The organism is Microcoleus sp. AT3-D2, assembly GCF_036705715.1.
Taxonomy (GTDB): domain Bacteria; phylum Cyanobacteriota; class Cyanobacteriia; order Cyanobacteriales; family Microcoleaceae; genus Microcoleus.
This window is the reverse complement of sequence record NZ_JAUBVE010000051.1, coordinates 16,779-35,845: the sequence shown is the minus strand read 5'-3', so window position 1 is coordinate 35,845 and position 19,067 is coordinate 16,779. Positions and strand designations below refer to the sequence as shown.

Annotated in this window: 26 protein-coding genes; 7 read left to right on the top strand and 19 right to left on the bottom strand. The window is 42.5% G+C overall.

Annotated elements, in window-relative coordinates; translation table 11 throughout:
* Nucleotides 1-12: 12 nt before the first annotated feature.
* The 11 genes from QUB44_RS20030 to QUB44_RS19980 form a co-directional block, all read right to left on the bottom strand.
* Nucleotides 13-615, bottom strand: coding sequence for an SLOG family protein (locus tag QUB44_RS20030; protein WP_333370116.1), 603 nt, complete (start codon nt 613-615; stop codon nt 13-15).
* A 71-nt stretch (nt 616-686) separates the two neighbouring features.
* Nucleotides 687-1,292 carry an alpha-ketoglutarate-dependent dioxygenase AlkB gene (locus QUB44_RS20025; RefSeq protein ID WP_333370114.1) on the bottom strand — a complete coding sequence of 202 codons (606 nt, stop codon included), beginning with the start codon at nt 1,290-1,292 and terminating at the stop codon, nt 687-689.
* A 101-nt stretch (nt 1,293-1,393) separates the two neighbouring features.
* Complete coding sequence (locus QUB44_RS20020) at nt 1,394-2,335, bottom strand: phospholipase D-like domain-containing protein (RefSeq protein WP_333370112.1); 942 nt, start codon at nt 2,333-2,335, stop codon at nt 1,394-1,396.
* Complete coding sequence (locus QUB44_RS20015; protein ID WP_333370110.1) at nt 2,289-2,813, bottom strand: hypothetical protein; 525 nt, start codon at nt 2,811-2,813, stop codon at nt 2,289-2,291. Before QUB44_RS20015 ends, QUB44_RS20020 begins: the two co-directional genes overlap by 47 nt.
* A gap of 87 nt (nt 2,814-2,900) precedes the next feature.
* A complete protein-coding gene (locus QUB44_RS20010; RefSeq protein ID WP_333370108.1) occupies nt 2,901-3,410 on the bottom strand; it encodes a hypothetical protein in 510 nt (169 codons plus the stop codon).
* A 181-nt stretch (nt 3,411-3,591) separates the two neighbouring features.
* On the bottom strand, nt 3,592-3,894 hold the full coding sequence (locus QUB44_RS20005; protein ID WP_333370106.1) for a hypothetical protein: 303 nt from the start codon (nt 3,892-3,894) through the stop codon (nt 3,592-3,594).
* 178 nt (nt 3,895-4,072) lie between these two features.
* Entirely contained in the window at nt 4,073-4,480 is a 408-nt protein-coding gene (locus QUB44_RS20000; RefSeq protein ID WP_333370104.1) for a hypothetical protein, read from the bottom strand.
* Between the two features lie 196 nt (nt 4,481-4,676).
* Nucleotides 4,677-4,973 carry a hypothetical protein gene (locus QUB44_RS19995; protein ID WP_333370102.1) on the bottom strand — a complete coding sequence of 99 codons (297 nt, stop codon included), beginning with the start codon at nt 4,971-4,973 and terminating at the stop codon, nt 4,677-4,679.
* Nucleotides 4,970-5,398 carry a hypothetical protein gene (locus tag QUB44_RS19990; RefSeq protein ID WP_333370100.1) on the bottom strand — a complete coding sequence of 143 codons (429 nt, stop codon included), beginning with the start codon at nt 5,396-5,398 and terminating at the stop codon, nt 4,970-4,972. The genes QUB44_RS19995 and QUB44_RS19990 overlap by 4 nt, the downstream gene beginning before the upstream one ends.
* A 70-nt stretch (nt 5,399-5,468) precedes the next feature.
* Nucleotides 5,469-5,834, bottom strand: a complete 366-nt coding sequence (locus QUB44_RS19985) for a hypothetical protein (protein WP_333370098.1) — start codon at nt 5,832-5,834, stop codon at nt 5,469-5,471.
* 123 nt (nt 5,835-5,957) lie between these two features.
* Nucleotides 5,958-6,338 carry a hypothetical protein gene (locus QUB44_RS19980; RefSeq protein ID WP_333370096.1) on the bottom strand — a complete coding sequence of 127 codons (381 nt, stop codon included), beginning with the start codon at nt 6,336-6,338 and terminating at the stop codon, nt 5,958-5,960.
* A 133-nt stretch (nt 6,339-6,471) separates the two neighbouring features.
* Here QUB44_RS19980 and QUB44_RS19975 point away from each other — a divergent pair, with 133 nt between their 5' ends.
* A complete protein-coding gene (locus QUB44_RS19975) occupies nt 6,472-7,995 on the top strand; it encodes a thymidylate synthase (RefSeq protein ID WP_333370093.1) in 1,524 nt (507 codons plus the stop codon).
* A gap of 25 nt (nt 7,996-8,020) precedes the next feature.
* Here the strand turns inward: QUB44_RS19975 and QUB44_RS19970 are convergent, their stop codons facing one another.
* The 6 genes from QUB44_RS19970 to QUB44_RS19945 form a co-directional block, all read right to left on the bottom strand.
* Entirely contained in the window at nt 8,021-8,485 is a 465-nt protein-coding gene (locus tag QUB44_RS19970) for a hypothetical protein (protein WP_333370091.1), read from the bottom strand.
* Nucleotides 8,486-8,644: 159 nt separating this feature from the next.
* Nucleotides 8,645-8,986, bottom strand: coding sequence for a hypothetical protein (locus tag QUB44_RS19965; protein WP_333370089.1), 342 nt, complete (start codon nt 8,984-8,986; stop codon nt 8,645-8,647).
* An 82-nt stretch (nt 8,987-9,068) separates the two neighbouring features.
* Nucleotides 9,069-9,800 carry a hypothetical protein gene (locus tag QUB44_RS19960; RefSeq protein ID WP_333370087.1) on the bottom strand — a complete coding sequence of 244 codons (732 nt, stop codon included), beginning with the start codon at nt 9,798-9,800 and terminating at the stop codon, nt 9,069-9,071.
* 45 nt (nt 9,801-9,845) lie between these two features.
* Nucleotides 9,846-10,265 (bottom strand): hypothetical protein, encoded by a 420-nt coding sequence (locus tag QUB44_RS19955; RefSeq protein ID WP_333370085.1) that lies wholly within the window; start codon nt 10,263-10,265, stop codon nt 9,846-9,848.
* Between the two features lie 115 nt (nt 10,266-10,380).
* Nucleotides 10,381-10,779 (bottom strand): hypothetical protein, encoded by a 399-nt coding sequence (locus tag QUB44_RS19950; RefSeq protein ID WP_333370083.1) that lies wholly within the window; start codon nt 10,777-10,779, stop codon nt 10,381-10,383.
* 59 nt (nt 10,780-10,838) lie between these two features.
* Nucleotides 10,839-11,228 (bottom strand): hypothetical protein, encoded by a 390-nt coding sequence (locus QUB44_RS19945; protein ID WP_333370081.1) that lies wholly within the window; start codon nt 11,226-11,228, stop codon nt 10,839-10,841.
* Between the two features lie 68 nt (nt 11,229-11,296).
* Between QUB44_RS19945 and QUB44_RS19940 the strand changes: the two genes are divergently transcribed.
* Together QUB44_RS19940 and QUB44_RS19935 are read left to right on the top strand one after the other, a co-directional pair.
* Nucleotides 11,297-12,121 (top strand): DNA cytosine methyltransferase, encoded by an 825-nt coding sequence (locus QUB44_RS19940; RefSeq protein ID WP_333370079.1) that lies wholly within the window; start codon nt 11,297-11,299, stop codon nt 12,119-12,121.
* 28 nt (nt 12,122-12,149) lie between these two features.
* Nucleotides 12,150-12,440 (top strand): hypothetical protein, encoded by a 291-nt coding sequence (locus QUB44_RS19935; protein WP_333370077.1) that lies wholly within the window; start codon nt 12,150-12,152, stop codon nt 12,438-12,440.
* Nucleotides 12,441-12,447: 7 nt separating this feature from the next.
* Here the strand turns inward: QUB44_RS19935 and QUB44_RS19930 are convergent, their stop codons facing one another.
* Complete coding sequence (locus QUB44_RS19930; protein ID WP_333370075.1) at nt 12,448-13,029, bottom strand: HNH endonuclease signature motif containing protein; 582 nt, start codon at nt 13,027-13,029, stop codon at nt 12,448-12,450.
* A 95-nt stretch (nt 13,030-13,124) separates the two neighbouring features.
* On the opposite strand from QUB44_RS19930, the gene QUB44_RS19925 reads away from it, so the two are divergent.
* The gene (locus QUB44_RS19925; protein WP_333370073.1) at nt 13,125-13,751 is read left to right on the top strand and encodes a hypothetical protein; all 627 of its coding nucleotides are present in this window, start codon (nt 13,125-13,127) and stop codon (nt 13,749-13,751) included.
* A 6-nt stretch (nt 13,752-13,757) separates the two neighbouring features.
* Here the strand turns inward: QUB44_RS19925 and QUB44_RS19920 are convergent, their stop codons facing one another.
* Entirely contained in the window at nt 13,758-14,207 is a 450-nt protein-coding gene (locus QUB44_RS19920; protein WP_333370071.1) for a hypothetical protein, read from the bottom strand.
* Nucleotides 14,208-14,299: 92 nt separating this feature from the next.
* Here QUB44_RS19920 and QUB44_RS19915 point away from each other — a divergent pair, with 92 nt between their 5' ends.
* From QUB44_RS19915 to QUB44_RS19905, 3 genes are all read left to right on the top strand, one after another.
* Complete coding sequence (locus tag QUB44_RS19915; protein ID WP_333370069.1) at nt 14,300-14,743, top strand: RNase H family protein; 444 nt, start codon at nt 14,300-14,302, stop codon at nt 14,741-14,743.
* Between the two features lie 88 nt (nt 14,744-14,831).
* A complete protein-coding gene (locus QUB44_RS19910) occupies nt 14,832-16,313 on the top strand; it encodes a hypothetical protein (protein ID WP_333370067.1) in 1,482 nt (493 codons plus the stop codon).
* Between the two features lie 4 nt (nt 16,314-16,317).
* Nucleotides 16,318-19,029: a hypothetical protein gene (locus QUB44_RS19905; protein WP_333370065.1), complete on the top strand. Its 2,712-nt coding sequence runs from the start codon at nt 16,318-16,320 to the stop codon at nt 19,027-19,029.
* The last annotated feature ends 38 nt before the right edge of the window (nt 19,030-19,067 follow it).

The window sequence follows — 19,067 nt, the reverse complement described above, 5'->3', positions numbered from 1 at the left end:
GATGAAAGACAGCTAGAACAGCGTTAACTGTTGATGAGTAGGTTGAATGATGAGATACTTACGTTCGGCGGGAACGTACTGATAAATGAGCAAATTATTGTGTTTAGCCATTTTGAAAGTAGTAGCAGTTCCTCCGCCCCGATTATGAGGATCGCCACTGAAAACAGCTAAGCAGATATCCGATCGTTTCACCATCCAAGCATTCCGAGCTTGCATGACACCGGGACTGTAATTCTGGTAAAGGCAGACTTGCTCCGTTGCTTGTGCTAGCAACTTCTTGTAATGAGTTTTCTGACGAGGTTTCCACAAAATATCTTGGTCAGCGCAAGGAATCACCGCTGTCCATTTCAGCTTATGGTAAATGAAGATTTCAGCAGCTAGTTGATCCGCGCCAAGTGCCATGCCCGTAAAAAACTTTCTGACACCTTGCTCAACTGCCATCATGATCAGTTTGTCAACTTCGACCCTGTAACTGTCTGTGATGTAGCGATGCCCGGTAATCATCGCTGTGTTGTATGGCTTTGGCTCAAAAGATTGCGAAAACCCATACTGACATTCACGATCGACACTTCGATTAACACGCTGAAGTAACGCTGGAATATTGCTATTCGCCATGAGTTGTTGACCTAAAAAAAATCAACAACTCATGGCGAAGCATTACTAATTTCCTTGACTTTGGCTATTGGCTAATAAACTTGTCGAATGGTCAAGTTTAATCTGCCGTTATTCTTCAGCAATTTAGAAGTTTTGGGGAGGATTCTTTGGACTCCGTGATAGGCTAAACGGCTGTCACCGTGCAGGATAAGGACATCGCCCGATCGTAATAGAATCCCGTCGAGTGGATCTTTCCGACTGCGGTTGCTGCCGACAACAAAACTGCAATCGTCACCGAGAGATATTGAAATGATGCAGGGTTTGAGATTTTGCTCAGTATTATCTTGATGCAAACCTAACTTGCTTTTGCCATTGGCTGGATAAAAGTTGATTAGACAGGTTTCAGGCTGATAATCAAACTCACCAACTAATTTGGCTAAACTTTGAGCAATCTCTATCAACTCTGTCGGCATTGCTGCGAAGGGTTGCTTAGTTGCTGGATTGATGGGTGAATAACGATAACCTTTGCGATCGGACAGCCAGCCAACTTTCCCGCAACTGGTTTGGCTACAGTTGAAATTTTGACCAGATGGCATAACAGGAATTGTCATACCGCCATTGACTTTGGCTATATTTCGGGTCATCTCAACGAGATTGTTTTGTTCCTGAACAGAGAAATACTTTTTGAGGTGCAGCATGGTTGATTCCAGATAGGACAAATCAAATCCTTAACGCGAAGCGCTGTTGGGGATTGTGGATCACTTTAAAAAAAAATCTCCAGCGAGGGCTGGAGACTTTTCTATTTGCATTCAGATTTCCGAGAATCCATTTTCTGCTTGATGCGCTGGGGCAGACCCAGAATTGCGCCTTGATAGACTCGATCGAACTCTTGCTCGAAGTGAGCGCCGACCGTAGCACTTTCAATCACCAACAAAGTTTCATCATTCGCTCGGTTGGCGGCTTCACTCCAGTTGTGAGAACCGGTGATGACTTTTGTTCCATCAACAACACCGAACTTGTGATGCAGTCGATCGCCTACAGGAAGTTTTGGCATCCCGACCGTCGCCAGTGGCTGACTCCAGGGACGGTTTTCGACTTCCAACTTGCAACCTTCCAGTAGGCTAGCGCCCATCATGTCCATCGCTTCGCTGTAGGGACGGTAGACAAAACTGGAATCAACCAAAGCTTTGATACTAACTCCAGTCTGGGATTTTCTACCCAGTGTGTCTGCCAACTGCTGGGCAGAAAAGACGAACAGCGCCAGATTGACGGATTTGGATGAACTGGCTAAAGTCCGATCGATTAATCCGTTCGGTGTTTGCTGCCAGGGAGTTTTCGCGGTCGCCGGCGAGAACTGAACTGCGACAGTCGCACCGCCAACAGAAACTCTAGCGATCGGACGAATCGCTTTCTTGACACCAAACTTGCTGTCTGGCTTTCCGCCAGGGCCGTCTCCCCACATCTGACTGAACTCTTCACTGAAAACTTTTGCCAGCTCCGGGCTTTGCATTTTCAGCAGATTGTTGGGATTGCCCCGACTTTCGGCGCTCTTGAAATCGCCGTGAATATCGCTGGTAGTGAAATTCGCTGAAGTGACGATGAGAGTTTTGCCATCAATGACAATGAATTTGTGGTGCATCAATCCGCTGCCTTTGCTGCCGTCAGCGGTATCATCAATCATCGGGATTCCTGCTTCACGGACGATCGCTCGCCAGAGCATCACCGCTGGAGATTTCGGCATCCGAGAGAGAACCGTCTTTATCGGTATCTGCAAGGTGAACGAGTTCAGCATAGCGATCGCGCTCTCGCTTAGGCAATGCTCTCACCTGTGAGGGAGAAAGAGCGACGGGACGATTGTAGAGATTTTCGATAATCAACCGAACTTTGATGCCTGAGCGATGGCGATGCGCTAGAGCTTGCGCTATCCGAGGCAAGCGAAGTTCTTGAACTGCGACATCGACACTCTCGCGAGCACTGTTGATGGAATAGACCATGACCTGTTCCAAATCATGACCTGGACGAGTAACCTGACGATATGGTTCTGTGTAGCTAGAAGTCTGAGATTGATTGAAATAAACCTGGAGTGATGGATCTTGAGGCAATGCTTTGATGACTGGGGCTGCGGGAACTTCTTCAGTTGGTTTTGGTTTCATGAGTTGATTGCAGGAAACGAAACCAGCGACGATTAAAACTGCTAAAGCAACGATTTTCTTGTTCACGATATTTTGGGTTGATGAGTAATATTTACGTGGGTCTAAAAAAAAATCTCTAGCTTGTGCTAGAGATTTTCTTGTACTTCAACATTGCTATTTACAATCCTTGTCAGTTTTGATGACGACTTCGCCTTGATTGCCCAAAGCTCCGCCTCTAACTAAACAAAACTTCTTTCTTGTCCAGGGATGGCTAAAGGTGATTGTTCCATGCTGACCAAAACTGCCACCAATTCCGCTGTTGGTTTCGCTACTCCAACTAATCAAGGTTGCTACATTGCTGCCTGCTTTGCCTGCAACTTTCGCATCAATACCTCTAAAGGTTGACTTGATATTGACTCCGCTGGGCAAGGAGATTTTCTCTCCACAAACTCCACCTAAACACTCTGCGATTGTTGCTTTCTCGCCTGTGAAAACTGCAACGCTTCTTACTTGACCATAATTAACAATTGCGTCATATCTGCTTTGCTTCGCTGTCTGAATTAACTGGACATGGGCTGCTGTGACTTTTGCATAACCAATCAATCCAGTAGCACCCAACAAACTAAGCGCTGCCAATTCACCAGCAATAACGATAGATACCAAAGTTTCAGTTAAGTTAGCCATGAGAAATACCTAAATAACGACAGTGAGCTGCATTAACTACAGCTCACTCCCTCATCGCGAAGCGCCCTCACTAAAAAAAATTACCTCGCTCTTTCTCTTTCTCTTTCTCTTAATTTGAAAGCCTCAATATCCATGACGGATATTGAGGCTTTTCTTTGGTATCGATCGGTACTAACTAACTTTAGAACTCATCAGTTCTATTGCTGTTGTTGTTGTACTCTTTCTTGTTGGCATAATATTCAGTACGAATCTGGATCAATTCTTCTGTCGTATATCCAAGGTCAGCAACGAACTTATGGATTTCCGGCAGAACCATTGTATGAATCTTGTAACCTTCCCAGTCACGCTTGAAAACCTCATACAAATCTAAACCTTTGAGATCGGTATCATTCTCAGCTTTGAACTGTGACCAAGCCAGGATACGAATTGCATCTCTCAAATTGGATGCTTCTTTTTCAGATTTGGTCAAGATATTGATAGTCATGATAAACCTCTAAGTAAAGTACAGAAAATCTAACTCAATCCCTCAAGGCGAAGCCATACAAAATGCTTAACCTCACCATTGCTTCTTCATTCACCGATGATTAAGTTAAATACTTTCGATCGAATCGAACCCAAAATATTTAACTTAATCTTACCATTGGCTGATGAATTAACTCACGCTAAAACAAATCACCAATATCAAATTCTTCTTCAGGAACAGGAGCAGAAACCGGAACCGATGAATCGTTGACTTTCCGAGTAGGACTAGGACTAGCCGTAGCTGTAGCCGTAGCTGTAGAACTAGGAGTAGCCGACCCCGACTTCTTAGAATAATAGGTCGATCGAATGCTCAACAATTCTACCTCGGTAAACTCTAAACTTTTGGCGAAAGCGAGAAGTTCTTCATAAGTGTTGTTATGAAGTTTTTCTTCTTTCCATTCAGCTTCAAATACAGCATAACCGCCATACTGAAGATTCTTGAGTGCTTCTTTGTTCGTAGATTTGTATTCTTCCCAGGCAAGAATACGAAGCGCATCAAGCAACAAACTACGCTTTTTGGCAGTCTTGGACATGAAAACAATAGCCATGATGGAATCCTTTGGTGTAAACTACAGTGAATCTAGAAACAGGCAGAAAACCTCTCTCATCTCCCCATCGCGAAGCGACCCTAACAGAAAAACTACTGGGGTTCTTTCTTCTTTCTTTCGATGGCTACGCCCCGGCTTACGCCTACGATGATGGAAAGATAAACTAACCATCATCAATCACTCTTTAAATCAACGGTTAATCATGAGCAAAAGTATCAGGATAAGGTTGTGCAATGGAGTAGTAGCATTCTCTGATAGTTAACAGTTGTTCGATCGAGAAACCTCTTTCTGCTGCTAATTGAGTAAGTTGACTCAAATCCATCGATCGAATCTTGCTCTGTCTCCAGCGACTGTAGAATCTGGTGTAACGCTGGTTTAAATCTTCACGAATCTGAGGATTTGTTTCAAACACCTCCCATGCGAGCACCCGGAACGCATCACGCAGGCGTAGAGTTTTCTGATCAGTTTCAATTTGTGTATCTACTTGCATCATTGTTTTGTCCTCTCGTTACTTTTGGTGTTAGTTTTGTTGTTACTGGTGTAGAAAAGGTCATTGAGAAGCTGGATGAGAGTTTCTTTGTTATCGATCGCCACCCTGATTGCGTAAGGAAATAGCAAATCGCATTCAGTTTCAAACTTCACTTTGCCACTGAGACTTGACGGTGCAAACGATACCTGAAGAAAACTCGTTCTAGGAGTTAGCACCAGTTGATATCTTCTGTCACCTTTGTTTTTGTAAGCAACGTACTGCTGTTTGTTGAATCGCTCTAATTTGGTATTCTTTGCTATCCAAGCTTCTGCGATCGAGAACAAACTTGTCCCGCCTTCGATGCAATGGATTTGGCTGGATACCAATTGAGGTACACCATCAACAACTTCAAATCGTTGGATTAAGTCGTAAACTATTCTGTCAGTCATTTTGATTCCTGTGAGTTGGATTGTGTAAGTTTCTCCTCAAATAGTGGAGAAACTTACGTTTAGTAAACAGCTATTTTTGCTTACAACGAATTACTTCAGCAACAAACTCAGGAGTTAAGCCACGTACTTTAATTTCCAACGGGAAAGCTTTTACACGCTTAGCTTTTCTGGGTTCTGCTTCTTTCTTGATTGTGTAACCGCCAACTTTACCTACAACAGCCAGATATTTAGTAGCCTCAGTTGCCGATCGTAGACCTATGTACGTTATGAAAGATTCAAATCCTGAAGCAGCATCCGGCATTTCTTCCCAATTGAATTGATTATTGGTTGTACCGACAATGGTGATTCGATCGCTCAATCTTACTACAACGTAACTACCATGTGGTGATGTTTCAATAACTTCACCTTCAACACCTGCAAAATTCACTTTTTCCATGACTAAGATTCCTCACTAAATAACTCAACACTTCATAGCGAAGCAAAACACTAACAAACCTTGGAAACTGTTTCTTGATTTTGTTTCTAAGGTTTGTTTTGTTTCTGAGATTTGTTTCTGTAACTAATCCTGTTGGTGTTGCTGTGGAGTAAGGTCAGAAACAATTTGTACGATCGATTCAGCAGAAAGTCCGATTATCCGCATTTCATACTGTGAATCCTTCAGGTATCTGGGTTGACGAAGATCTTTATCAGGTTTCCCGCCAGCAAGGATGATAGTCTTTTTGAGAAGTTTTGCCTCAATAGTCGATCGGACTCCGAGGTACAGAGTAAACAGATTGGGGTGAAAGCCTTTCACATTATCAGTAGTTTCATCCCAAACAAAGTCTGTCGTGTAAATGCCTCGGATAACAGCACGTTCTGAGAGTTTGACAAGGAAGTAGCTATTATGTGGAGATAACGCTAAGACTGTGCCTTGAATCCCACCAAAGTTTAGTTTTTCCATTTCAGTAATCATTACAGATAATCAATACTTTACGGCGAAGCAAAACGTAATTGCTGAACTTCTTGTATTTGCAAAAGTTACCAAATTACGTTATTCTATAATCAACAATATCAATGCAGCCGGGGGGAAATCAATGCAGAAAAAATATGTACCGCTGTACAAACCAAATCAACTAATCTTAGGAACTGGACAAATCGCAGTAGTCAGCGGATGGATAGACAAAGGTGCGATCGCAAAGAAGCTGGAACCAGAAGAATTTGCAGTGATAGGGCAACTATACTCAGCAATTAGTGGAATCAATTACATAATCAGAAATCTACTGTACAACCCTCATGTTAGGCATCTGGTGATTGTAAATGCGACAGAGGAAGATAATAATTCTGGTGCAGCAAAATGTCTGTTGCATTTCTTCCGACACGGGTTTGAACCGCATAAAAGGAATAATGCTCCAGATTCAGACTGTTGGAAAATCATCTCAAAAACAGTAGGATACATAGACAAAGAAATACCATTTGAGAATCTGCAACGGCTGCGAGAATCGATCGAATGCCATGAAAAAATAAGCATCACAGAAGCTGTAACCTTAATAAAAGAGTTAGCTAAAAAGGTAGAGAAAACACCGGAGCCGGAATGGGCAACGCCGATAACATTCCCCTTGATAGAAACCGTCCCAACGATTTTCCCTGGGGAGCGGTACGGACACCGCATAGAAGGAAAGACGATTGCAGAAACCTGGGTAAAATTAGTTCACCGTATCAAAACCACAGGTGTGTTGCGACCAACAGGTTATGATGGTCAATGGCAAGAATTGATAAATGTCATGGCAGTAGTCACCAATGAACCTGCTGATTTCTACTTTCCACAGCCTAACTATCTGCCGATGGATAGACAATATCTGGAACAATACATACCTTACATACTGGACGATGTACCCTACTATCGCGAAGGCATCAAGTACACCTACGGACAAAGACTGCGATCGTGGTTCGGACGTGACCAAATCGAACAAGTCATCGAAAAACTAATCAAAGAAATCGACGCTGACAGCGCCGTCATGAACATTTGGGATTCTGGCTGTGGCAATTTATTCTCTCGACCCGATGGAGCTTCGGATCATGAATTTCCTGGCAGTCCCTGCTTGAATCATATCTGGGTTCGCGTGGTGGATGAAGAAATATTGCTGACTGGTACATTCCGCAGTAACGATATATTTGGTGCATGGCCGGCAAATGCGATGGGATTGCGCGCACTACAGCAACATATTCGGGATCAATTAGCTCGACGATCGAAGTATGATTTGAAAATGGGCCCGTTAATCACAATTAGTCAATCAGCCCATTTGTACGATAATACTTGGGAAACGGTCGATCAACTGATTGCTGAACAATACCCTCAGATTTGCCGTAAGAAGGATTATTCTGACCCAGCCGGGACTTTCTTGATTGAACTTGTCAATGGTCAAATAGAAGTTCAGCAACAGAGTCCGATCGGTGAAACAGTTTTCAGATACTCTGGCTCAAATCCGCTTCAGTTAGCTACCCAGATTTGTAATGCTTCTCCGGCTATACTGCCGTTACATATTGCCTATCTGTCGATCGAACTACAAAAAGCTTCTGAATGTTTGAAGGCAAATCATCACTACATTCAAGATAAATAATCCTACTTATCTTGAATGCAGACTTTTACATCACAGCATACAACTCTTCCCTCTCTAGCTCTAGTTCTTTCTGTAGTTCTCTGTCTAGTTCTAGTTCTAGCTCTAGTTCAGTGTCGAGTTCAGTGTCGGGTTCAGTATCTGTTGTGATAATGGGAGATGGAACAAAGGATTTATAACGGGCTTGATGTTGCAGCCTATGGTCGCTAGCAATTCCTTGGAAAACCTGTTTGATACATTTGATGCGGAGATGTTGAAGACTGATAGAACCTTGCGAATATGCTTGCCAGATTCCTTGCTGATGCAGATACAGACACAGATAAAAACCATAATCTGGCAGAATTAATGCTGGACATTTGATGCCTGTGAGGTAAGGTTGAAATTCTTTGACTGGTAAACCTAACTTCTCTTTGCTGCCTTTATTTGTCAGCCAGAAATCGGCATCGGCAAAGTTAGTTTTTACAATCCAGGTAAACAACGATGGGTTTTCCATACTTTGTTTTGGGAGTAACATCATCTCCCCAAAACGAAGTATTTTTATTTCTCTTTCTTCACTTCACCTCTCACACATAGCCTGTACCTGTATGCACCTGTAGCGGACATGACGGTCACATGAGCATGACATGACCGTCACATGAGAATGACTTAAAAGTTAAACAGCCCGATCGAATTCCCAGGACAAAAGTTTTTCGTCAGTTGCCTGTTCAGTTTCAACCAAATACTCCAAATGTTGAGCAACGGTAATTGAAGGAATGATCGACTTAACTGTAACTACTCCGCAGACGGTCAAATAACGACTACCGACCTGGATGCGATCGCCGTTCTGACATAACGGGAGCTGGCACGAGAAAGAATATTCCTTCCTACCATCTACGCAAACATAGACACCGCCCCGCCAAGCCAAATTCTGGATAGCTGGCAAATCAAACTGAGCTGGGTTAGCGATCGGCGCAACTACCTTCTTTCCTGTCGCTGTAACTGTAACTAAACTCATGTCAAAACTCCTTCACGGCTAGAACGTGGGCAAAACTCACGTCCTTACCGCAAAGCGTTTTAATGGTTAACCTCAACTATTCTTATTTACAGATTAGGTCTATCCCTTCATCTGTTCCTGGTTTTGTTTTTGATTTTGTTTCTGTTACCGTTACTGTTTTTGTTACTGTGTCGGGTGAAAACTGTTTCCAGGGAGTAAAGATTTTGGTATCCTGGAACAGCTCTTGAGGACTGATGGTAGAGTTAGGACGTTTCAGGATGCCTTTATCTCGATAGAATAACTGCTCATCCAAAACATAGGCAACAAGTTCACTGCAAATCCATTTATCGGGATGATCAAGCAGATTGCCCAACAGTTCCTCCAACTTTCCTGTCAGTAGTCGATCGAGCATCCGTCCAGGGAAACTGCCTGAGAGTCCTTGCGTCAAGATTGCGCCGAAATCGTATTCTTTGCCGACTTCGAGACTGGCTTTGTGTGCGATCGCATAGCCTACCGAATCATTGAAAAATATGGGTTTGCGAAAGAAGATTTGACAGTTAGGGTCATTGAAGTATTTGCTTAAGGTGCAAACCTTAACTGTGTTATTTGCCATATCTGCTTCGATACATTGATCCTCGCCAACGACAATCAAGGTATGAGTTACATGGATATCGCTTATCAAATCCCAGCCTGTAAAATAAGAGATGCCGATCGATGTTACGTCCGCTCCTTTGTTGAGAAATCCTATGTACCCAGTCTTATAATTCACTTGAAATTCTGGAGCTATGTCTGTTACTTGGATTGCTGATTTATCGGGCGATTCTGTTTCTAACATTAGGGTTATACTCTAACTAAATTAGCTAGAGTATAACACTCATTTCTATGACTCTTCTATCACTGGATATGCTGACCAATACCACTCCAAAAAACGCTTAATGAATTGAGCTGTAGGCAAGTCGTACTGGCTGACATACCAAAGAAATAGAGGTTCATCTCTAGTTTTTTCACAGAAGCGGATAATGTGTCGATTAACTGTTCGGGTTTCAATCTTATTCCACAGAATCTGGCGTTTTTCTTCGGCTGTTGTACCTTCAAAGAATCTTGCTAGGTTAGTTAATTCTTTACTCTGGTTTCTTGACCAAGTAAATAATGCAACGTTTTTGCCTTCATAACCAACGCAGTAATGACCTTTGAGAATGTCTTTATCAACAGGTTTGCCGTTTCGATCGAAATAGATTCTTTCCCGCCTATTGACATCGTAGGGAAAAAGGCTCATGGGATTGATGTGAATTTCTGACATAATTCTCCTTGATATAAAAAGTAGTATTTCTTAGTCGTAGTCGTTTCCTGATTGCAAAGCAGTTACGAAAAAACTACGTTAACCTAGAATCAGTATTTCTAGGCTAACGTAATTGCTATATCCGATTCGCCAAATAATCAACACATCTGGCAATAAGTTCAGCATGGGAGCGATCGGAAATATAAATCAGCTTGAGCCGACCTGTATTTCGGTAAGCTTCAGCTAATTCCATAATCGATCGAAAGATATGGGAATCAGCGACTAAGCAAGGCTCATAGAAACCTTTTAGTCCTTTGCGGAAATACTTCGGTAAATGCTGCTGGATTTGTTGCCATAGCATTCGCCGATACTCCTCAACAGAAAACTTTCCTCGCCAAAGCGGAGAATTATCTAGTTGGTCATACTGATTCTTTAGACCTTCACTGACATTAAAAACTTCTCCGTCAATATCGATCGCAAACTTAACTTTTTCAGTCGTGAATTTGTCGAAGTCAAACTTTTCTACTTTAATCATGGTAGTAGCTACTGCTAAAAGGTCACTTCCTTTTCGCGAAGCGACCCTCACCCGTAAGTTCAACTACCTTCAATTCTGATTATTTTGGTTTTCTTTCCAGTTCGATCGATATTTTCTCTGGTTCCACGACTGTTGCCGTCCCACAATGCCAAACCGTAATTACAGACTGAACACATGGCTATATCTCGATTGACATAGCTGCCTGGAACTCGCACCGTTTCATATCCCGTCGTGTTTCTCGGGTTCGCGTTACCGTCCCACAAAGCAAAGTAAACCTTAACATTGAGGTAATTCGATCGACGTAGATATTCTTGAACTAGCTTGTCTACGCCGTCCGCATCGCCAACAATTACCGAAAAGTTTAGTCCCATTATTCGATCGATTGATGGTAATCCAGCACTGATATCTTTGATCGATCGACTGCCAGAAATCATTACAATTTTACTCATAGTTGTTGGTTAATAACTGCTTCCCAAACACGAAGTGAAAGTGATAAAATTAAAATAAAGTTAGGAATATGAAACTAAAATGCGTTGATTTATTTGCCGGAATAGGAGCATGGGAACTAGCCAGTAGTTTAGTCAACAACAACTCTCAGATTAAATTAGAGACGATCGAATTCGTAGAAAACAATCCTTACTCCCAACAAGTTCTTAGAACACACTTTCCAGGAATCCCAATCCATTCCGATATCTGTGACTACCTACCAACCAAAAATAAAGCCGATGTCTATTTCTGTAGTTTTCCCTGTCGGGGCACATCAAGAGCTGGAACCAAAACCGGACTCGTTCACGTCGAATCAAGCCTCTGGTTTGAAGCGCTCAGGTGCATCATCATCGGTAGACCAAGTTTTGTGGTTCTGGAGCAGCCTACAGGGGTTATCGATCGAGGGCTACGAACAATTATTGCCGGATTCCGACTGGCTGATTATCAAACAGAAATTGAAGTCATCAGCGCGGCGGAGTGCGGTGCGCCACACGAGAGACAAAGAGTATTTGTCATTGCCTACGCCAACCACCTTGCCGTCGAGCAACGGAAAGGGTGGGAGGGCTGGTCAAAACACCTTGGAACTCAGATTGAAATTGCAAGGTCGTTTACCAGCTACCCAGAAATTAAACCCAGCTCTTTGTCTGTGGATGATGGCGTTTCCTCCTACTTGGCTGGACTGCATTATGACCACTGGTGGAGATTCAATCCCCCACCAGTCAATGTCGGAGTAGAACGGAGAACTCCGGGCAGGGCAGAAGCAATCAACTTAGCAGGTCTATCAATTTGTGTCCCGCAAGCCACTGTTCCCTTAATGCGTCTCCAGTTTCTAGCTTCTTTACCTCCTCAATTTTAGTCATAGTTATTTGTTCAAATGCGAAGAGATGAGCAATATTGAAGAACAAATCCGTTTGTACCGTCAAGGAATGTCTTACTCCCAAATCGCCCAACATACCAACACAACAGCAGCAAAGGTACAGCGCAGCATCAGAGCCTGGAATTTACATCCTAAGCAAGTCGAACCAGTAACTCAATCCGTTGAACAAATTCAAGCTCTGAGAGAACGCATTCGATCGCTCAGAGCCGAGGGGCAATCCATGAAGGCAATCGGTCGGCAAGTCGGCATTGAAGAAATTCTAGTTTATCGACATCTGCAAATTCTGGGATTGCTTTAGTAACAGATTAGTCAAATAAACTCAATTGTTCCCATTCTAAAGATTTCTGTCTGTTACCGTTTCTGTTATTGTTTCTGTTATTGTTTTTGTTTCGATCGGTGCTGGTGTTACTAAAACTGCTGTTAGCAACACAATTAACGTGTTTCCAGATATTGTTTTGTTTGATGTATCCGATCGTTCGTCGAGAAACCTCAAATAATATACTGATTCTTTCAACCGTTAAGTTAGTTTCAAGTAGCAAAGCTTTGATTTGAAACACTTCTTTTTCGGTTAGTTTAGACTGAGGGTTTTTAGAACCTTTATTAGAGCGTCCTTTTTCTACCATATCTCTCATGTTTTCTTTATGAGTGCCGAGGAATAAATGCTCAGGATTTACACAAGATGGATTATCGCATTTATGACATACGAATATACCTTCAGGAATTTCCCCGTTGTATAGTTGAAAACTTACACGAGAAGCATTTATCCTCTTCTTGTTCAAACTAATTTTAGGATAACCCTTGTCATTACACCACAAATCTGTTAACCAGCAATTATCTTTGCTAATAACGTGTTTTTCAAAGCGTTTTTTAATGGTACGATCGCTCATAAGTAACCTTAACTTTAGATTCAGAATCATGAAAACGAAAAACGAAAAACAAAATCAAAAGCAAAAACAAAAACAAACGAAATTTGTTTCTGGACATGAATTGTGGTCGTAGGCTGATTGTGCGATGTTTTATTGCCCAGTTAGACGGTATCGACGGTCATGCTGTTTACTTAGCTATCGATGCGCTACGCGCCCGCAAGCTACGAAACAAGGAAGTAGAACTGAGAGTAGTATCTATTCATTCCCATGTAGTAGAAGCGTGGAGTGTAGCCGTTTCTGCCAGACGAATTCTAGAAAATAGCAGTTACAGTTATAAACACAGCAACGAAATCATTGTTAAGACTTTCGTAGCTGCATTGGTTGCTGATTACTGTAATCATTCTTCAGATTCTGTACTGGATAAAGTCGAAGCTCCTAGAAAGTGGAAAACTTTTAGCACTAAATCCAAACATCGTGACTTTGCTAATGGGGTTTTTGTCATCGGTACATCAGCAACTGAAATTTTAATGCTGGAAGAAGAACCAAATAAGTTAATTTTGGCTAATACCTACCTGATGTCTGCTTACATTGCTGATTTCATGAACGAAAACCAGCTTGATTCTCTGGTTCTGGCAGATATCGATCGCTTAGTCCATGAAGCACGTAGAGCTTTTTCATCAATTAAACATCAAGTTAATTATTCTTTGACCGCTCCTGAGCTTCTTCGCTGGGCTTGTTTGTAAATAATGCTATGACATCACCCTGTCAAATTCTTTCACGATATAGCTCAAGAATTTAGGATTCCGATCGAACAGCTTTAAAAATCTATTCGGCAAACCACTAAATCCTTGTCGCGTCAGTTCTTCTACCAGGAAAAACACAGCGCATCCAAAGTAAAAAAGCTTAGGCGCGATATCACCGTCTGGTGTAAATCCTTCCGTTGATATGTAAGATTTCCCAGTTCGATCGACATACTGAACAAAGTAGAGACTTCCGCCACCATTCAGCGCTATGAATTCTCTACTTTTTTCTGTCAGAGTTCCGTTTGGTCGTAGCTCGCGGGGCGGTACGCCATCGTGTCTAAATTCATTAAACCTTTCCTGGGTCAGATTCTTCATGTGTTCTAGTTGCTGATTCAGTCGTCGATTCTCTGCCCGTAACTGCAAACATTCTATTAATAAATCGGTATGTTCAGACATATTAAGTCTCAAAATTCTTGATTATATTATAGCAAATGTCATCTGTAATATCGCTTCGCTATTAGGTTTTGATTCTTCTACATTTGAAATCAATGGTAAACGCAACTCAAGATACAGGTAAGCAACCAAAAAGTGTAGTCAACATTCATTGTGATGGTGCTTGTTCAGGAAATCCAGGACCCGGTGGTTGGGCTGCCTTCCTCACTATTCCAGGGAAAACTAACAAGAAAATGATTAGTGGTAGATCTGACACAACCACTACTAACAATCGCATGGAACTGATGGCAGCGATCGAAGGGTTAAAAGCTCTGAAACAGCCCTGCAAAGTTACCATATTTTCTGATTCAGCCTATGTGGTCAACACAATGGCAAAAGGTTGGAAACGTAAAGCTAACCAAGATTTGTGGGAACAAGTTGATAAGTTAGTAAAAGTTCATGAGGTAACATGGATCTGGCTAGCCCGGAACTCCACTCCTGAACTGACTGAGTGCGATCAAATTGCTAAACAGGAAAGTTTGAAGAAGTCTAATTTTTGAAGCATAATCTTCCTGGCCTGAAGATAGTAGTAGGCATTAACAGTGTGATTTGAACTACAATATTGGTTATCCTAAAATCACAATTCTTATGCCTACTACTGATGCAATTACCGATGTCTGGGCAAACTTTCAATCGCTAACAGGGGTTAGTGAAGTCAAAAAGATAATGGATGCTCCCCAGCAATGGCTGCTGGAACAACCACTAACTCAAGGATTATTAGCTCATCCAACAGGTAAAGCTATCCTGAGTTGGCTTCAGTCATCACAAAATGTCTTGGCATTCCCTATGTTGATAGGTCAATGCGGAACCGCATTTTTGGAAACATCCCACGGCATAAACAGAGCTTACAACAGCAAACTTTATGACAATTTAGCAGGTGCTGGTGAAAGAGCGTTGGCTGCACTAACTTCTACCAGTACAGAAAAAGGTATCTATGGCGATGTCATAAATGCTTTCAACAGCAGCTTAAATCTCCCAGAATTGTCCAAAACAGGAGTAAAAATTGACTACGCTATGGATGAGGCTTGGTCATCAATCAATCAAAAAAAGCTTCAAATGCAGGAAGAAGCCAGAAGATTAAGAGATCAATATTACCGGGAATTACAGGATCAGCGTTTGAGATTGGATGAAAGAAGAAGAACCAGAGCTAGATACAACAATGTGGCTAGAAGTTTGGTTGCTATGGGTGACGCGCCAATTCCTTCTCCTAGAATTGTAAGAACTCCTCCCACAGGAACAATCACAGATACAGGAACTGGAGGTGGAACAGTAACAGCTCATAGCAATTATGATATCAACTCAATTTATAACGATCGAATCTTATCAATCCGAAGTATCAAAGTAAATGCCAGCGCTTTGATTATTGTCCCGGTCGTAGCGCCGATCGTTGCTGTTGGCGGTGCTTTGGCGACTGTAGGGATTACCGCAGGCATAATTTCCAGCATAGCAAGCTGGTTTTTGACCAATTGTATGAATCTGATTGGAATGCCAGCCAGTTTAATTTCAGCGCTTACTCATTCTGTCACTTCGATCGTACTCAAAGTTTCGGGCAGCGCTGGAGCTCAAGCACTAAGATTCTTTGCTGCTTCTGCCTTGAAAGCTAACGAAGCTTTGTTGATGACTGTTTTTGGTACGACGAATATGAATGTTACTGCCTGGATGTTTCTGTTAGCAATGGCTAATCCAATTTTAATCGTTTCAATTATTATCATTTTAGCCATGCGGAATAAAACTGCCTTAGCGAAAACTCTCTACGTTTTTGGAGATTTAGCTGATAATCCCAACCGATTTAATCTGAGAGTAGCTTCCATGTACGATACTAATGCGATCGAGATATTGGAACAATTCAAAGCCTCCGCTAGAGATATGCGAAACAATGCCAAACTTGCTATGAGCCAAATTATAGGACTCGGGGTAGATCCAAAAAATGAATTTGCTATTTGCTATAATTTAACCAATCCTGATAATCCCATTCAAGTTACTGGACAAGAAGAAATTCTAGCATTATTAGGGGCAGACAAAGTTGCTAGAATAGCAACAGGTAGACTCAACTTTATGGACTTCATTTAATCAGATGCCAACCAACTATGAACTTAACTATGACTGGTACGGCGCAGACGAAACACTGGCAAAAGTAGCAACAACTGCTGTTTGGTCAGTGTGGGACTGTGTTGCAAAACAGTGGTCAAATACTCCCAAAGTTACTTTGCGAAATACCCTGCTTTCAGGGTTACACAAAGATGTTGGAAAAGATAGATTTTGTATTGGTGAAATTCCCGAAAATACCAAAAATGCTGCACTTCTCAATCCGTTCGTAGCCGACAAAACCGATCGATATCAATTAGATTTAGGTAGCAACTCCCGCAATCATGGTAGGTTTACATTCAATTTAGCTCCGATCGGTAGTGATTACTATGGAGATGTAACAACGGAACAATGGAAACGAATTATTTACGGCAGTATTCTTCACACAGGATGCAAGCATTTAATTGGGCGAGAGTTCAATTATGTGATTGTTGATGATACAGCAAAAGATGCTAACGGCAACCCGCAAGATGATCCAGTAAATAAACGGCACTGGAACAGCGGAGACAGTCACGCAAAAGCTTCCAAAGAATTTATGGAGGTACTTGGTGCAGGAACAGTAGAGTTTGACCCTAATGAAATTGATGCTGATATTCCTATTCAATTTCGGATAGCAGCATTTAAACAATGGGTAGCAAAAGGGACGATCGCCTATAATCCTCTGTTAGATGAGTCAGGCTATGATTTGGTGATTCCCTGGAGTTCGCTCAAAGGCAAAAAACCAGCACTCGGAAACTACAGCGATAAATTGCTGTGCGGGCTGGTATTTGAAGCAGAACAACGTACAGCAAAAGCTGGCTGGATGCTTTTTCAATGGTTTAAATTTGAAACCCTGGAACAAGACAGGATTATTACCCGACTTCGAGCAAAATGTGAAAAGCTAGCAGCAGCTACTAACTCGATTCAAGCTTTGGCGACAGAGTTGAGAATCCATCAAGTAGAAGCAGAACAAGAACGCGAACAAGGCGATAGTATCCAATCAGAAGCTGAATATGTCAACACAGCAATGGAGATTATCAAATATGACATAAAAGGCAGACTGTTACTGCATCCCTACATCACAGGCAAGGTAGCAGAAAGACTTCGCGCAGTTTGGCTCAACTTAGCCAAAGCAGCCGGAGTTCGTTTCTGGTCACTCATGTCCCAACCTGATGAGTATTTCCAAAAGTACGAAAGTACGGATGAGAACAACGTAACCACTTTTACCGAAAAAGTTTTCTGTGCACCGGGGATGCCGATCGGTGAGTATATCGTTTTCTGTAATCCAATGCGACATTGGGGAGACTGCCAGCTTTGGATCAACCGTCATGAAGGCACTTATGCCAGAGGACATGGATTGATGGCAGCCTCGACAAAACTAATGTTGGCTCTGGGCAGAGACTTTGACGGCGACTTTGTTCAGCTCATCCTATCTAAGGAGTATCCAGCTCTCAGAGATGCGATCGACAACTTTGACACACCTCCATCCGTTGACAAGCTTCCAAAAATGGCGCTGACCGGAACTCTGCAACAAGTCGCGATTAACAGCATGAATGACAGCACCGGGATTGTGGCTTCACTTCTCGGTCGGGCGCGGGGTGCGGGAGCTGAAGGAATAGTCCTGATGATTCCTCCCGGTGGGATGCAGACAGCTCCCAAAGAAATGGCAATTATCGACTTCCTCAGTCAGGAATTGCAAATCGCTGTGGATTCGCTCAAATCGGCATATCCTAACAACGACAAGGGTTTGCAAGCTGTTACCGAATATCTCAATACTCTGGGAGACGCGGCTAAAATCCCTTGGCTCAAAGATTTCAAAGAGGATGCGGTTTATCTAACCCGAGCTTGTGGAGTTGCCCCGGATTCGATCGATACTATTTCCCGCCTGGTTAGAGTCGTTAACAGCTACTGGCGACCAGCTCAACTAGAAACCAACATCAACATCAATTCCTTTGAAAATGCACTCTTTGTGGGTGTTGTGGTCGCTCAAAAGCAGTTAGATTTTGCTTTTGAGCAACGCAAAGGATACGCGGACGAGATGAAGGTTGCGATCGAATGGAAAAAGCAAAACGATGGTGACACTACCAAAATCCGTGAGGTATCGGCAAAATATCAAGCTCTCAAAAACTCTGCTCTTGAACAATTAGCCGATCCCAACGGCGAGGCTTTCAGCGCAAAAAGTTGGGCTGCTGCTTACTGGAGAGCAGTTCATACCCATGCTACTGATTTAAGTACCGGGTCATTAGTGTTCAACTTATTCAGGGACGAAATCGTGACAGATTTGCAAGATAATCCCGACACCTTACCTTATTTCAATGCCTACAACGTTCACAAGCAAGAACCCAATGTGTGGAGTAAAGGTGAATGGAAAGGGCAAAATGTTCTGATTCGGATTGTTCAGCGAATGAAGCCTGCTGCGGGAGAAGTGGCAGCACGGATGGAACTTGGCGTTGATATGAGCTTCCCTGAAAGTACCAGAAATGTCGGGTACTTTCCGCTTGGATGGATACCGAAAGAGTACCAAAGTAAAGTTGCGATCGGTGAAACTCGCGAGATGCGCTGTTACACCAACGGCAAATATATGGAGGAAAGTGGACAGATAATCACGAAAACAGTTCGGCTCTATAATCGAACGCTGAGTCAAGAACAGATCGATTACTTAGAAGGCAAGTTCCCAGCAGGACTTTATACCCCTGAAGATTTTGGTCTACCACCAAATTAATCATTTGATAGTGCATAATTAAAATATTCATTAGTTAG

What these genes read in the sequence shown, in the direction of transcription:
- QUB44_RS20030 (WP_333370116.1), bottom strand. Translation starts at nt 615, where the DNA reads ATGGCGAATAGCAATATTCCAGCGTTACTTCAGCGTGTTAATCGAAGT.
- QUB44_RS20025 (WP_333370114.1), bottom strand. Translation starts at nt 1,292, where the DNA reads ATGCTGCACCTCAAAAAGTATTTCTCTGTTCAGGAACAAAACAATCTC.
- QUB44_RS20020 (WP_333370112.1), bottom strand. Translation starts at nt 2,335, where the DNA reads ATGCCGAAATCTCCAGCGGTGATGCTCTGGCGAGCGATCGTCCGTGAA.
- QUB44_RS20010 (WP_333370108.1), bottom strand. Translation starts at nt 3,410, where the DNA reads ATGGCTAACTTAACTGAAACTTTGGTATCTATCGTTATTGCTGGTGAA.
- QUB44_RS20005 (WP_333370106.1), bottom strand. Translation starts at nt 3,894, where the DNA reads ATGACTATCAATATCTTGACCAAATCTGAAAAAGAAGCATCCAATTTG.
- QUB44_RS20000 (WP_333370104.1), bottom strand. Translation starts at nt 4,480, where the DNA reads ATGGCTATTGTTTTCATGTCCAAGACTGCCAAAAAGCGTAGTTTGTTG.
- QUB44_RS19995 (WP_333370102.1), bottom strand. Translation starts at nt 4,973, where the DNA reads ATGATGCAAGTAGATACACAAATTGAAACTGATCAGAAAACTCTACGC.
- QUB44_RS19990 (WP_333370100.1), bottom strand. Translation starts at nt 5,398, where the DNA reads ATGACTGACAGAATAGTTTACGACTTAATCCAACGATTTGAAGTTGTT.
- QUB44_RS19985 (WP_333370098.1), bottom strand. Translation starts at nt 5,834, where the DNA reads ATGGAAAAAGTGAATTTTGCAGGTGTTGAAGGTGAAGTTATTGAAACA.
- QUB44_RS19980 (WP_333370096.1), bottom strand. Translation starts at nt 6,338, where the DNA reads ATGGAAAAACTAAACTTTGGTGGGATTCAAGGCACAGTCTTAGCGTTA.
- QUB44_RS19975 (WP_333370093.1), top strand. Translation starts at nt 6,472, where the DNA reads ATGCAGAAAAAATATGTACCGCTGTACAAACCAAATCAACTAATCTTA.
- QUB44_RS19970 (WP_333370091.1), bottom strand. Translation starts at nt 8,485, where the DNA reads ATGGAAAACCCATCGTTGTTTACCTGGATTGTAAAAACTAACTTTGCC.
- QUB44_RS19965 (WP_333370089.1), bottom strand. Translation starts at nt 8,986, where the DNA reads ATGAGTTTAGTTACAGTTACAGCGACAGGAAAGAAGGTAGTTGCGCCG.
- QUB44_RS19960 (WP_333370087.1), bottom strand. Translation starts at nt 9,800, where the DNA reads ATGTTAGAAACAGAATCGCCCGATAAATCAGCAATCCAAGTAACAGAC.
- QUB44_RS19955 (WP_333370085.1), bottom strand. Translation starts at nt 10,265, where the DNA reads ATGTCAGAAATTCACATCAATCCCATGAGCCTTTTTCCCTACGATGTC.
- QUB44_RS19950 (WP_333370083.1), bottom strand. Translation starts at nt 10,779, where the DNA reads ATGATTAAAGTAGAAAAGTTTGACTTCGACAAATTCACGACTGAAAAA.
- QUB44_RS19945 (WP_333370081.1), bottom strand. Translation starts at nt 11,228, where the DNA reads ATGAGTAAAATTGTAATGATTTCTGGCAGTCGATCGATCAAAGATATC.
- QUB44_RS19940 (WP_333370079.1), top strand. Translation starts at nt 11,297, where the DNA reads ATGAAACTAAAATGCGTTGATTTATTTGCCGGAATAGGAGCATGGGAA.
- QUB44_RS19935 (WP_333370077.1), top strand. Translation starts at nt 12,150, where the DNA reads ATGAGCAATATTGAAGAACAAATCCGTTTGTACCGTCAAGGAATGTCT.
- QUB44_RS19930 (WP_333370075.1), bottom strand. Translation starts at nt 13,029, where the DNA reads ATGAGCGATCGTACCATTAAAAAACGCTTTGAAAAACACGTTATTAGC.
- QUB44_RS19925 (WP_333370073.1), top strand. Translation starts at nt 13,125, where the DNA reads ATGAATTGTGGTCGTAGGCTGATTGTGCGATGTTTTATTGCCCAGTTA.
- QUB44_RS19920 (WP_333370071.1), bottom strand. Translation starts at nt 14,207, where the DNA reads ATGTCTGAACATACCGATTTATTAATAGAATGTTTGCAGTTACGGGCA.
- QUB44_RS19915 (WP_333370069.1), top strand. Translation starts at nt 14,300, where the DNA reads ATGGTAAACGCAACTCAAGATACAGGTAAGCAACCAAAAAGTGTAGTC.
- QUB44_RS19910 (WP_333370067.1), top strand. Translation starts at nt 14,832, where the DNA reads ATGCCTACTACTGATGCAATTACCGATGTCTGGGCAAACTTTCAATCG.
- QUB44_RS19905 (WP_333370065.1), top strand. Translation starts at nt 16,318, where the DNA reads ATGCCAACCAACTATGAACTTAACTATGACTGGTACGGCGCAGACGAA.